Here is a 12,675-nt window from a genome sequence, read left to right as displayed (position 1 = left end):
TGGAGGTTTAACAATATTATGCCAACGATCGCCCTGTACACGGCGACGGAGAACGAGCTCGGGGCAGTCCAGCGAGCCGCGTCGCGAGTCGACGCGGAGCTGGTGGTCCGCTCGGAGAGCGACCTGGAGGACCAGAGCGATGTCGACGAGTTCCTCGACGAGATATCGGACGCGACCGCGGCCGTTTTCTGGCTCCACGGTGCCGAAGACAGCATGCCGGGCTACGACCACGCGGTCGCCCAACTGGAAGACGCTGGCGTGCCCCTGGTCGTCAAGTCGACCGGCGACGCCTACGCGATCGAGGACACGTCCGTCGCCGCGACGGACCGCGACCGAGTGTACGACTACCTCGAACGGGGCGGCACCAGCAACGTCGCCAACTGCATCCGCTTTCTCGTCGACGAGTACGGCGGCGTCGACCGCCCGTACGACGACCCGGTGGACCTCCCGACGGAGGGCGTCTACCACCCGGACCATCCGGGCGCGTCGTACGCCGAACTCGTCGCGACGTTCGACGCCGACCGCCCGACCGTCGCCGTGTGGTTCTACGAGTCCCACTGGACACACGAGAACACCCGCTACGTCGACGCACAGGTCAGGGCGATCGAGGCACAGGGGGCCGACGCCCTGCCGATCTTCTGCAACCCGGCGACCGACACCGACGAACAGTGGGACGCAGAGCGCGTGACCGAGGAGTGGCTCCTCGCCAGCGAGGACGGTCCCAGCGCCCGGCCCGCAGGCGATCCGGTCGTCGACGCCGTCTGCTCGTCGTTCATGTTCTCGCTGTCGATGGACGAGCGGGGCCGGGACGCCGACGACGAGGGCGACGACGCCCAGGCCGTGTTCCTCGACAGGCTGGGCGTTCCGGTGCTCCAGACCGTGACGACGATGCGCTCCCGATCCCGGTACGAGAGCAGCGACACCGGCGTGATGGGCTTCGAACTCGCCCTCTCGGTCGCGCTGCCGGAGTTCGACGGCAACGTCGTCACGCACCCGATCAGCGGCAAGGAACGCACCGACGACGAGGCCGGCATCGGCACCGCGCCCAAGCAGCACTTCCCGATCGACGACCGGGTCGACCACGTCGCGCGGCTGGCGGTCAACTGGGCGCGCCTGCGACACGCGCCGAACGAGGACAAGCGAGTCGCCGTCGTCCTCCACAACTACCCGCCCAGCGACGACGGCATCGGCACCGCGTTCGGCCTCGACAGCCCCGAGAGCACGGTCAATCTGCTCGACGAGCTCGACGAGCGCGGGTACGACACGGGGACGACGATGCCCGACAGCGGCCAGGCGCTCGTCGAGCGGCTCACACGGCAACTCACGCTCGACGACCGCTGGGTCGCGCCCGAAGACGTGCGAGAGCTGAGCGTCGACGTGGTGTCGACCGACGAGTACGACGACTACTTCGCCGAGACCGACGAGCGGTTTCGGGACGCCGTTCGCGAGGAGTGGGGCGACCCACCGGACCGACCCTTCGCCATCCCCGGCGTCGAGTTCGGAAACGTCCTCGTGACGGTCCAGCCGCCGCGTGGCTTCGGCATGGATCCCGCGAAGGTGTACCACGACTCGGATCTCCAGCCGCCCCACGACTACGTGGCCTTCTACAGCTGGCTGCGCGAGGCGTTCGAGGCCGACGCCGTCGTCCACCTCGGCACCCACGGCAGCCTGGAGTGGCTGCCGGGCAAGACCGTCGGCCTGAACGGCGCGAGCGCCCCAGACCAGCTGATCGACGACATCCCGAACGTCTACCCCTACATCGTCAACAACCCCGGCGAGGGAACACAGGCAAAGCGCCGCTCCTACGCCGCCGTCGTGGACTACCTCACGCCGGTCATGAGCAACGCCGGCACCTACGACGAACTGGCGGAACTGGAGGAACTGGCCGACCAGTACCGCGAGGCGGGCATGGAAGACGCCCGCGCCGACGACGGCGAGCACCTCGAATCGCTGTTGCGCGAGAAAGTGGCGGAGCTGGATCTGGCGGTGGAACTCGGTATCACGGGGACAGTTGACGAGAAAGCCGACGTGCGGGGTCCCGACGAAGCAGGGACCACGCTCGCCGAAGGAGCGGTCGACGGGGACGCCGTCGACATCGACGAGCTGGTCGAACGGGTCCACGAGTATCTCACAGACGTGAAGACGACCCAGATCCGGATGGGGCTGCACACGATGGGCGAGCCCCCGACCGACGACCGCCTCGTCGAGTACCTCGTCGCGCTCACTCGGCTGGAGAACCCCGGCGGCCCGAGCCTCCGTGAGAGCGTCGCGGGCGTGCTGGGCGTCGACTACCAGCGGATGCTCGACGAGCCCGGCGTCTACGACGAACGGCTGGGAATGACGCTGTCGGAAGCGGCAGACGAGGTGTACGAGACGAGCATCGACCTCGTGGAGACCCTCGCCGAACACGAGTTCGACCTCCCGGAGTCGAACGTCGAAGCGGGTCCCGACGAGGAACTGAACATGAACCTCCTCGTGGTCGACATCGACCCGCTCGGCGACGCCCGGGCGAAGTCGGGCGCACACGACGAGCTGCGGGCGGCACTGGCGTTCGTCTGCGAAGAGGTCCAGCCCCGCGTGCAAGGTGCCGCCGAGGAGATTCCCCGAACCGCTGACGCGCTGGCCGGCGAGTACGTCCCGCCGGGTGGCAGTGGCGCGCCGACTCGGGGCGGCGTCGACCTGCTGCCGACGGGCCGGAACTTCTACACGCTCGATCCGCGCAAAGTGCCCGCAAAGAGCGCCTGGCAGGTCGGCAGCGAGGTCGCAGAGCAGACGCTCGCGCGCCACCACGACGAACACGACGACTACCCCGAGGAGATCGGCGTCGTCGCGTGGGGGACGCCGACCGTCAGAACCCGAGGCGAGACGATCGCGCAGGTGCTCGCGCTGCTGGGCGTCGAACCGCGCTGGACCGACGCCGGTCGAATCGACGACGTGGAACCGATCCCGCTGGACGAGCTCGGACGACCGCGCGTCGACGTGACGACGCGCGTCTCGGGACTGTTCCGTGACGCGTTCCCGCAGGCCGCGAGCGTGATCCACGACGCCGTCGACGCCGTGGTCGAGCTGGACGAGCCACACGAGTCGAACTACGTCAAGAAACACGTCGAGGAAGCCACCGAGGAACTCGACGAGCAGGGCGTCGAGAACCCGGAAAAGCAGGCGAAACACCGCGTGTTCACGACCCGCCCCGGCGGCTACGGCGCGGGGACGAACAAGGCCGTCGACGAGGGCAACTGGGAGGACCGCTCGGACCTCGCGGACGTGTACGTCCAGTGGGGCGGCTACGCGCTGGGCAGTCGCGGGACGACGACGGAAGCCCACGCCTCCTTCGAGCGGCGTCTGGGAAGCGTCGACGCCACGGTGAAGATCGAAGACACGGCCGAGCAAGACGAGTTCGACAGCTCCGACTGGTACGCCTTCCACGGCGGCTTCATCACCGCCGTCTCCGAGATCGCGGGCGAGGAGCCCGCGTCGTACGTCGGCGACTCCAGCGATCCGGACAACGTCTCCGTCTACACCAACGAGGAGAAGGTCCGCAAGGCCATGCGAGCCCGCGTGCTCAACCCCGAGTGGCTCGACAGCATGGAAGAGCACGACTACAAGGGAGCCGGCGACCTCTCGACGACGGTCGACGTGGTGCTGGGCTGGGACGCGACGACGGGCGTCGTCAGCGACCGCCTCTGGGACGACGTGGCCGAGCAGTACGCCTTCGACGAGGAGCGACAGGAGTGGCTCCGGGACGTGAACCCGTGGGCACTGGAGAGTATCACCGACACGCTACTGGAGGCGATCGACCGCGGCCTCTGGGACGCCGACGACGAGACGGCCGATCGACTCCGCGATCTGAATCTGCGGGTCGACGGCGACATCGAGGCGCGTGCCGGCGGCGAAGCCGGCCAGGAGGTGCCCGGCGATGACGACTGACGGCGCGACGCCGGAGGAGTCGCGAGACGAGGGCGACCCAGCCGCCGACGAGGAGCGCGACGCCTTCGAGGAGTACGCCGACCTCGGCGCGACCACCGCGAACGCGATGGAGATCGCCGAGACGAGCATGGACCGCGTGCGCGAGATCGTGCCGGACGAGACGCTCGCGGATCGGATCCGACAGAAGTCGGTCCACGCCACCGGCGACCCCGAGTTTCAGCACCTGATGCGGTTCACTAGCACCGACGACTCCGAACCCGTCCGTGCGGGCGCGCGAGCGGTCCTCGACGAGCGACCGATCGTCACCGACATCACGATGGTCAAGGAGGGGATCACCGGGCGCGGGCACGACTGCCCGGTCCGGAAGGCGATCGGCAACGGGGCCGAACTGGCGGCCGAGACCGGTATGACCAGAACCGCCGCCTCGGTGCTCGAACTCGACAGCGAGGGCGTCTACGAGGACGCGATCGCCGTCGTCGGCAACGCCCCGACCGCCGCGCTGGCGCTGGCCGACTGCATCGAGGACGGCACTCGACCCGCCGTCGTCGTCGCGACGCCCGTGGGCTTCGTCAAGGCCGCGGAGAGCCGCACGCGCCTGCGGGAGGTGGCCGCCGAGCACGGCGTCCCGACGATCACCAACGTCGGCCGACGCGGTGGCAGCGGCCTGGCGGCGGGGCTGGCGAACGAACTGGTCCACGTCGCAAGCGACGTGCGTGCGGGTGAGCTCTCGATCGAGAGCTCACCCGCAGGCCGACCGAGCGGGGAACGAAGTGACCCGCGAGGCGGGGCGAGCGAATCCGCCGAACGATCGAGCGGGGAGAGCGGCGACGAATGAGCGACGACTACGACCTCGATTCGGGGCCGGACCCGGCCGCGTTCGCCGCGGCGACGCCGGAAGTCGAGTCGCCCGCCGATCCCGTCTCCGCGGTCGGCATCGGTCCGGGCAACCCCGACTACCTCACGCCGCGGGGTGAGCGCGCGATCCGCGAGGCCGACGTGGTCGTCGGCTTCGAGACCGTCGTCGAGTTCGTCGGCGAGGTGATCGAGGGCGACGCGCTGACCTGTGGCTACCGGGACGAGAGCGAGACGCTCGATCGCTTCGCGGAGCGCGTGGCCGACGGCGAGTCCGGGACGGCGCTGTTGATGGGCGATCCCAACCACTCGGGCTACCAGTTCGTCGGGAAGGTCCAGCGGGCGGTCGACCGCCCGGTCACCATCGTTCCCGGCGTCTCCTCGCTCCAGGTCGCCGCCAGCCGTGCGCGCACGCCGATGGAGGCGACGACGTTCGTCACGCTGCACAGGAGCGGCGACGTGACGCCCGACCTCGATCGGTTGCGCGCCGACGCCGGCCGGCGGCACCTGCTGGTGTTGCCCCGGCCCTACGACTGGATGCCCGGCGATATCGCCGCCGAACTGCTCGACGCGGGCGCGGACCCGTCGCTGGCGGCGCTCGTCTTCGAGCACCTGACCCACGACGAGGAGGCGCAGACGACGACGACGCTCGGCGAACTGGCGAACCACGCCGGGGGCAGCGGTCCGGACGCGACGCCGTTCTCCGATCTCTCCGTGCTGGCCGTGCGAACGGAGTAGGCGGGTCGTCACCGCCGTCTCCGCTATTTCTGCGCGAGCGTCACCAGGGTCGGAGCCGTCGCGCCGTAAGCGGCGGTGTCATACGGAGAGTTGTAGGTCTTTACCAGATCGACCGCACGCCGTCGTGCGGTCGACTGGGTAGACGCCTACAACCGTCCGTATCAGTTGTCCGGCGGCGTGGAGCGCCCGTCGCCGTCGGTGGCGACCGGCCTGGGCTGGGCCGTCGAGGCCGTCGGCGTCGCGGCGTCGCCGTCGGCCAGGACGCGCTGTTGCTCGACCGCCGCGCGGATGGCGTCGGTGATCCGCGGGTGCTCGCCCAGCGGTTCGGCGTACTCGATTCCGCCGCGGTCCAGTTCGAGGGCCTCGGGAATCCGTCGCTCCGTGGCCTCGCTCCGCGTGAAAAAGAGCGGCACGGCGACGGCGCGTTCGTTGCGGAGGTTGTAGCGGACGCATTCGACGGTCGGGTTCTGGAGGAGATAGCAGGTCTCGACCTCGTCGTAGGCCGACTGCTCGGCGATGCGGGCGGCGTGGTACTCCGCCGTCTGTCTGTGGTGGGGCTTCGAGCTGCTGCCGAAACCGACGAGCGCCAGCGAAGTGGGCTCCGTGGCGGGCATCGCGTCGGTGGCACGGCTTCGCAGCACCTCCGTCACCACCGGGCTCTCACCGAGGGGTTCACAGTAGCGCACGTCTCCGGAGACGTGCGTGAGCGCGGCCGGGAGGTCGTCCAGCGTCGCGTAGGAGTGGGCGACACACATCGGCACCGCGAACACCCGATCGGCCGAGACCGCTTCGAACTGATCGCGGAGTTCGCGGATCGGCTCGCTCTCGAAAGTACACACGTGAACCTCGTCGACGAAGCCGCGGTCTTCGAGGCGAGCCGCGTGGGTCTCGAACGTCGCCTGAGCGTGTGTCGTGCGCCGGCCGATGAGGAGGAGTGCGTCGGAAGTCATCTGTTGAGGAGAGGGTAGTACAAGTGTAGTTGTACTACACCAATTGTGCTTGCTATTGTCGATGGATGGAAGGATCAAATAAGTTGTGGTCAGCGCGATCGCGCTGGTACACGGCCACTCGACAGCGCCGCCAGTGCGTGACAAAGCCGCCCGATCGATCGAACTGTGGTAGCGGACGCGTGTCCCGACGCCCGTCGAGAGTCACGTGAGCGGGCGGCTGGCAGCCTGGCCGAAAGGACACACCGGGCCAAATTAAAGTGTGCTGATCGCTGGGGACGCGCTCGTCTCATACGGACGGTTGTAGGAATTTACCGGTGAGCGTCTACCCCGTGGCGACGCTCACCGGTAAGTAACTACAACTTTCCGTATCAGTGGGGAGCGGCGATCGCCGTTCGGGTCGCCCCGAACGAGGTCCGCGCCGATCAGACACCAGGAGCCGACATCGACTGATTAAAGTCAGTTTGTGCTAACTACAGTGTATTGGTGCTACCAGACAGATGAACGGGTTCGTCCTGGGCGGAACGAGTTCGGGCGTCGGCAAGACCGTCGCGACGCTGGCCACGATTCGGGCGCTCGACGACGCCGGCTACGCGGTCCAGCCGGCGAAGGCCGGCCCCGACTTCATCGATCCCAGCCATCACGAGCACGTTGCCGGTCGTCCATCGCGCACGCTCGACCGGTGGCTCGAAGGCGAGACCGGGCTCCGGCGCAACTACTATCGGGGCGAGGGCGACATCTGCGTCGTCGAGGGCGTCATGGGGCTGTACGACGGCGATTGTTCGAGTACGGCGATGGTCGCAGAGACGCTGGCGCTGCCGGTCGTCCTCGTCGTCGACGCGAAGGCCGGGATGGAGAGCGTCGCCGCGACGGCGCTGGGGTTCCAGCGGTACGCCGCGTCGATCGGCCGCGAGATCGACGTCGCGGGCGTGATCGCCCAGCGCGCCCACGGCGGTCGTCACGCCGACGGCATCCGCGAGGCGTTGCCCGAGGGCATCGAGTACTTCGGTCGCATCCCGCCCCGAGAGGACCTGGAGATCCCGGATCGCCACCTCGGGCTCCACATGGGCGCGGAGGCACCGCTCGAAGCGGCGGCGCTCGCCGAGGCCGGAGCGCACCTGCGCACGGAGCGCCTCGCTGAGATCGCCACTGCGCCGCCCCGACCGGACCCCGAGCCGGCGGGCCCAGCGACGGAGAAGCGCGTCGCCGTCGCCCGTGACGCGGCGTTCCAGTTCTACTACCCGGCCACCGTCGAGCGCCTCCGCCAGCGGGCCGACGTGACGACGTTCGCTCCGACGGCGGACGACCCGCTGCCCGACTGCGACGGCGTCTACCTCCCCGGCGGCTATCCGGAACGCCGCGGCGACGCGCTGGCAGACAGCCCCGCGCTCGATACGCTCGCCCGCCGAGCGGCCGACGGGCTCCCCGTCTACGGCGAGTGCGGTGGGCTGATGGCGCTGGCCGAGACGCTGACGACGACCGACGGCGACACTCACTCGATGGCCGGCGTCCTCCCCGCGACGGTCACGATGCACGACCGCTATCAGGCGCTCGACCACGTCGAGCTGGCCGCCGAGAGAGACACGCTCACGGCCGGCGCGGGACAGCGCCGACGCGGCCACGAGTTTCACTACTCCAGTGCGACCGTCGGTCGAGACGCCACCTTCGCGTTCGACGTAGCGCGGGGCGACGGGATCGCGGACGGGAGCGACGGCCTCACGGAGTATCGAACGCTGGGCACGTACTGCCACTGCCACCCCGAGAGCGGTGCCTTCGATCGCTTCCTCGACGCCATATGACGACGATCCTCGTCGCCGGAACCGCGAGTCACGTCGGCAAGAGCACCGTCGTCGCGGGACTGTGCCGACTGCTGGCGGACCGGGGCGTCTCCGTCGCGCCGTTCAAAGCCCAGAACATGAGCAACAACGCCCGCGCGGTGCCGACGCCCGACGGCGACTGGGGCGAGATCGGCGTCTCGCAGTACGTCCAGGCCCGCGCCGCCGGGATCACGCCGACGACGGACGCGAATCCGGTCCTGCTGAAGCCCCGTGGTGACGGGGAGAGCCAGCTCGTGATCGACGGCGAGGCGGTCGGTCACTACGAGGCCCGGACCTACTACGACGACCACTGGGAGCGCGCTCGCAGCGCGGCCAGAGACGCCTACGAGCGACTGAGAGACGAGTACAGCGTGATCGTCGCCGAGGGAGCCGGCAGCGCCGCCGAGATCAACCTTCAGGACCGGGACCTCGCCAACGTCGAAACCGCCCGCGTTACAGACGCCAGCGTCCTCTTGCTCGGGGATATCGAGCGAGGGGGCGTCTTCGCCAGCCTCTACGGGACGCTCGAACTCGCGCCGGAGGCCATCCGAGAGCGGGTCGCCGGAGTCGCGATCACGAAGTTCCGGGGCGACCCGACGCTCCTCGAAGACGGCATCGACGAACTCGAAGCCCGGACCGGCGTCCCGGTCCTCGGCGTGCTCCCCTACGACGATCCCGGCCTGCCGGCGGAAGACAGCCTCTCGCTGCCCGACCGAGACCAGCGGGCCGTCGTCGGTGCCGACGACGGCGTCCCGGAAGCGGCGACCGTCACGGTCGGCGTCCCCCGACTGCCCCACATCTCGAATTTCACCGACCTCGAACCGCTGGCCGCCGTGCCCGGCGTCCGGGTCGCCTACCTCCCACTCGATGGGACGCTGGACCGGATCGAGGGACTCGTCCTCCCCGGCACGAAAAACACCGTCGACGACCTGCTGGCGCTGTGTGAGGCCGGCCTCGACGAGGCCATCCGGACGTTTTCCGGCCCGATCGTCGGACTCTGTGGCGGCTACCAGCTGCTGGGCGAGCGGATCACGAACGCCAGCGTCGAAGGCACCGGCGACGCGGAGACCGTCGCGGGCGTCGGCCGCCTCCCGGTCGAAACCCGATTCAGCGAGACCAAACGCGTCGAGCAGGTCAGCGTCGCGGTCGACGGCGTCGGCCCCATCGACGGCGCGAGCGGGACCGCGTCGGGCTACGAGATCCACATGGGGGAGACGAGCGTCGCAGCGTCGGCCCACCGGCCACTCGGACCCGACAGCGCCGCGACCCAGGACGTGCTCGGCACCTATCTCCACGGCCTCTTCGAGAACGAGCAGATTCGGTCGGCGTTCGTCGACGCGGTGTACGCACACGCCGACCGGACCAGGCCCAGCAGCGAGCGGTCGGTCCAGACGCCGTTCGACGACGCCGCGGCGCTGGTCCGCGAACTCGAGCTGTCCGCCCTCGATCTCCCGGCAGACCGCTCCGAGTCGTGATCGCCGGTCAGTGGAGCGTCCCCTCGCGGACGCGGTCGTCGTGGGCGAACAGCGCGTAGCCGACCTCGACCGGTCGATACCCCGTCTCCCCGGCGATGGCTCTGATCGGCTCGATCATCGTCACGTAGTCGGCCGCGTCGAACGACTCCGTGCGCCCCTCCAGGTACCCCGTCCGCTCCAGGGACGCCCAGACGCGCGTGTCGACGACGGCGTGGCGGTCGCCGTCGAGCGCGGCGAGCACGCACGACGCAGTCGGGGCTTTGAAGCCGCTGAGCCCAGTGAGCAACTGGATCTTCGAGAAGTCACCGTCGACAGCCCGGACGTTGCGGGTCACCTCCCGGCAGCGCTCGTCCGGGTTCGACTCGACGTGGTAGGCGCTGCGCGTCGAGGACTCGTAGGCGATCTCGTAGAGCTGGTCGCGGGTCAGGTACCCCTGCTCGCGGTACGTCTCGCCGAAGGCGTCGAGCCGTTCGGGCAACACACCCTGCGTCTCCGCGTAGTAGTCGAGGTTCTCGGCGACGAACGCCTCCATGTCGAGGCGTACAGTCCCGAACCGCGAAAAAGGTGTGGCCGCATCCACGTTCCCGACCAATCCGGGGCAAATACCTACGAGACCCCCACACCAACCCATAGATACACCCTCAACGGTTCTTCTTGCCCCGGCGGTACAACCAGAACAGCAAGAATCCGACGCCGCCGATGGCCGGCGACGCGAACTCGCCGCCGTTCGCGTTCGCCAGAAGTGCGAGAGCGACCATCCCGACGAATCCAGCCAGCAGGATCGGGAAGACGATCTTCTCGCCGATGCTCAGGCCAGACCAGAACGTCCCACTGGTGGAAGTCTGCGTCGAAGACGTCCCACTTGCCGAGGATCGTGTCGAAGGCGCTCCACTCGTCGAAGTCTGCGAAGTGGATACTGCGGGCTGCCCTCCATCACAGTCAGTACAGACGACCGGATCGCCACCGAGTTCCTGATACCGCGACGGCTGGAGACGCAGCCCACGGCCACAGGACTGGCACTCCGTGTGGATCAGGCAGTCCTGACAGAACGGCTCCTCGCCGTATATCTGAAAGTAGCGAGTGTCGACCTGGAACGCAGTCCCACACTTCGTACACGTAACGTCTGCCTGTCCCATAGCATCTCGTTGCCAACGTTCGACAAATAGGTACTGGTAGACGAACCGCGAACGCTCCGCTGCCGCGGAGAACGGTTCATACGGAAAGTTGTAGGTCTTTACCAGATCGACCGCACGCCATCGTGCGGTCGACTGGGTAAACGCCTACAACCGTCCGTATCAGTCGCCACGTCCCGTGGCGACACCTCTCCGAGATATTGGCGGAGCTATTCGTGTTCGGCGAGAAAGATCGCCCCAGAGCCGGGGCGTCGACAGAAGCGTGTGAGAGTTACCCGAACATCTGGCGCATCATCGGGTGCATCTCCATGAGCTGCTCCTCTGCGATCTCCTCGTACAGCTTGTACGTGATCGAGACCGTCAGCAGCAGCCCGGTACCGGAGACGCCTCCGACGGTACCCAGCATGTTCGCCATCACGGCGAGCAGCCCGACGAGGGCACCGCCGATGACGGTGACCTGCGGAATGTAGCGTTCGAGCACCTTCTCGACGACGCCGACGTTCTGTCGGAAGCCGGGGATCTGCATCCCGGAGTTGTGGATCTGCTGGGCCGTCGCTTCCGGCCCCATGTCGGTGGTCTCCACCCAGAAGATGGCGAAGATCGCGCCGCCGATCACCATGAACGTCAGGTCGACGCCGACCCGCAGGAGCACGTTGAGCGCGTCCTGCGTCGAGTAGGCCCACCACATCCAGTCCTGTGGCGCGTAGATCGGCGACAGGTAGTAGAAGAGCCCGCCGGTCGGATTGGCGGGACTCCCCTGCGAGATCGAGTAGACGCCGAGCCACGGCAGTTCCATGCCGAACAGCGAGATGACGCCGTTCTGGCCGGTCTGGGACACCAGAATCCGGCCGAGGAACTGGATGTTGGCCTGCAGCGCGCGGACGAGGATCATCGGCAGGACGCTGGCGTAGATGAGCTTCACCGGGAAGCGACCGCGAGCGCCCTTGACCCGCGCGTTCGACAGCGGGATCTCGACGCGGACCGACTCCGCGTAGACGACCACGACGAAGATGAGGATCGTCGTCAGGAGCGCGATAATCTGGCCCTCACCGATCAGCAGCTCCTGGAGTCCGTCGGCCTGCAGGACGGGTCCGATCGGGATGTTGCCGGTGATGATCTGGAACCAGGTCGGGAAGAACCCGAGTTCGCCCTGGGGGCTCCCGAAGATCGGGTGCGCGAACAGACCACCGATCAGCTGCTGGCTGACGCCGGCAATGATGAACAGGCCGATCCCGCTCCCGACCCCCCACTTGGAGATGATCTCGTCCATGTAGAGGATGAGGACGCCACCGACGGCGATCTGAGCGAAGATGAGCCACGAAGTGGCCCCGGCGCTCAGAGACATCCCGAACAGATTCACCGATGTCGGCGGTAGGAAGCCGCCGGCAAAGACCATCGGTAGCCCCGTGAGGAAGATCATCACGAGTACCAGCAGCTTCTGGAGCCCCTGGTAGAGGATCTGGTCACGAGGGTTGTTCTGCGTGTCGAGTCCGAGCAGGTCGGCACCGCCGAGCAGCTGCAACACGATGCTGGCCGTGACGATCGGCCCGATACCGAGCTGCATGATCGAACCCTGACCAGACGCCAGGATCGACGAGAATCGACCCAGTGGGGCCGAGTCCGAGCCGATGTCGAGCCCGAACAGCATCACGTTGGTCAGGAAGAAATACAGCACGAGCACCCCGGCTGTCCAGGCCAGCTTCCGCTTGAAGGGGACGTGCCCCTCCGGCCGGCGGACGGCGGGCATGCGAACGAGGACCGGTTCGGCGGTGTCCTTCCAGCTCAT

At 68.1% G+C, this 12,675-nt stretch carries 9 protein-coding genes; 5 read left to right on the top strand and 4 right to left on the bottom strand.

What is annotated here, in order from left to right; all coding sequences use genetic code 11:
• The first annotated feature begins 18 nt into the window (after positions 1–18).
• The 3 genes from cobN (at position 19) to HALKA_RS0117000 (ending at position 5,517) form a co-directional block, all read left to right on the top strand.
• The gene (gene cobN / locus HALKA_RS0117010; protein WP_018259131.1) at positions 19–3,927 is read left to right on the top strand and encodes a cobaltochelatase subunit CobN; all 3,909 of its coding nucleotides are present in this window, start codon (positions 19–21) and stop codon (positions 3,925–3,927) included.
• A 106-nt stretch (positions 3,928–4,033) separates the two neighbouring features.
• Positions 4,034–4,762 carry a precorrin-8X methylmutase gene (locus tag HALKA_RS0117005; RefSeq protein WP_245545442.1) on the top strand — a complete coding sequence of 243 codons (729 nt, stop codon included), beginning with the start codon at positions 4,034–4,036 and terminating at the stop codon, positions 4,760–4,762.
• The gene (locus HALKA_RS0117000) at positions 4,759–5,517 is read left to right on the top strand and encodes a cobalt-precorrin-7 (C(5))-methyltransferase (protein ID WP_018259129.1); all 759 of its coding nucleotides are present in this window, start codon (positions 4,759–4,761) and stop codon (positions 5,515–5,517) included. The genes HALKA_RS0117005 and HALKA_RS0117000 overlap by 4 nt, the downstream gene beginning before the upstream one ends.
• Positions 5,518–5,678: 161 nt before the next feature.
• Here the strand turns inward: HALKA_RS0117000 and HALKA_RS0116995 are convergent, their stop codons facing one another.
• The gene (locus HALKA_RS0116995; protein ID WP_018259128.1) at positions 5,679–6,467 is read right to left on the bottom strand and encodes a CbiX/SirB N-terminal domain-containing protein; all 789 of its coding nucleotides are present in this window, start codon (positions 6,465–6,467) and stop codon (positions 5,679–5,681) included.
• Between the two features lie 497 nt (positions 6,468–6,964).
• Here HALKA_RS0116995 and HALKA_RS0116985 point away from each other — a divergent pair, with 497 nt between their 5' ends.
• Positions 6,965–8,263, top strand: coding sequence for a cobyrinic acid a,c-diamide synthase (locus HALKA_RS0116985; protein ID WP_018259127.1), 1,299 nt, complete (start codon positions 6,965–6,967; stop codon positions 8,261–8,263).
• Positions 8,260–9,756: a cobyric acid synthase gene (locus tag HALKA_RS0116980; RefSeq protein WP_018259126.1), complete on the top strand. Its 1,497-nt coding sequence runs from the start codon at positions 8,260–8,262 to the stop codon at positions 9,754–9,756. Before HALKA_RS0116985 ends, HALKA_RS0116980 begins: the two co-directional genes overlap by 4 nt.
• Before the next feature lie 7 nt (positions 9,757–9,763).
• On the opposite strand, the gene HALKA_RS0116975 is transcribed toward HALKA_RS0116980, so the two are convergent.
• The 3 genes from HALKA_RS0116975 to secY form a co-directional block, all read right to left on the bottom strand.
• Positions 9,764–10,288: a hypothetical protein gene (locus tag HALKA_RS0116975; protein WP_018259125.1), complete on the bottom strand. Its 525-nt coding sequence runs from the start codon at positions 10,286–10,288 to the stop codon at positions 9,764–9,766.
• A 109-nt stretch (positions 10,289–10,397) separates the two neighbouring features.
• Positions 10,398–10,892 carry a hypothetical protein gene (locus HALKA_RS0116970; protein WP_018259124.1) on the bottom strand — a complete coding sequence of 165 codons (495 nt, stop codon included), beginning with the start codon at positions 10,890–10,892 and terminating at the stop codon, positions 10,398–10,400.
• A 268-nt stretch (positions 10,893–11,160) separates the two neighbouring features.
• Positions 11,161–12,675: a preprotein translocase subunit SecY gene (gene secY, locus HALKA_RS0116965; RefSeq protein ID WP_018259123.1), complete on the bottom strand. Its 1,515-nt coding sequence runs from the start codon at positions 12,673–12,675 to the stop codon at positions 11,161–11,163.

Origin of the sequence: Halomicrobium katesii DSM 19301 (assembly GCF_000379085.1) — an archaeon.
In the GTDB taxonomy this organism is placed as follows: Archaea; Halobacteriota; Halobacteria; order Halobacteriales; family Haloarculaceae; genus Halomicrobium; species Halomicrobium katesii.
The sequence above is the reverse complement of the archived record's forward strand: the minus strand, read 5'-3'. Positions and strand labels throughout refer to the sequence as shown.

Bases quoted from the DNA above. Each gene is read 5' to 3' on its own strand.
- cobN (WP_018259131.1), top strand. From the start codon at position 19: ATGCCAACGATCGCCCTGTACACGGCGACGGAGAACGAGCTCGGGGCA.
- HALKA_RS0117005 (WP_245545442.1), top strand. From the start codon at position 4,034: ATGGAGATCGCCGAGACGAGCATGGACCGCGTGCGCGAGATCGTGCCG.
- HALKA_RS0117000 (WP_018259129.1), top strand. From the start codon at position 4,759: ATGAGCGACGACTACGACCTCGATTCGGGGCCGGACCCGGCCGCGTTC.
- HALKA_RS0116995 (WP_018259128.1), bottom strand. From the start codon at position 6,467: ATGACTTCCGACGCACTCCTCCTCATCGGCCGGCGCACGACACACGCT.
- HALKA_RS0116985 (WP_018259127.1), top strand. From the start codon at position 6,965: ATGAACGGGTTCGTCCTGGGCGGAACGAGTTCGGGCGTCGGCAAGACC.
- HALKA_RS0116980 (WP_018259126.1), top strand. From the start codon at position 8,260: ATGACGACGATCCTCGTCGCCGGAACCGCGAGTCACGTCGGCAAGAGC.
- HALKA_RS0116975 (WP_018259125.1), bottom strand. From the start codon at position 10,288: ATGGAGGCGTTCGTCGCCGAGAACCTCGACTACTACGCGGAGACGCAG.
- HALKA_RS0116970 (WP_018259124.1), bottom strand. From the start codon at position 10,892: ATGGGACAGGCAGACGTTACGTGTACGAAGTGTGGGACTGCGTTCCAG.
- secY (WP_018259123.1), bottom strand. From the start codon at position 12,675: ATGAGCTGGAAGGACACCGCCGAACCGGTCCTCGTTCGCATGCCCGCC.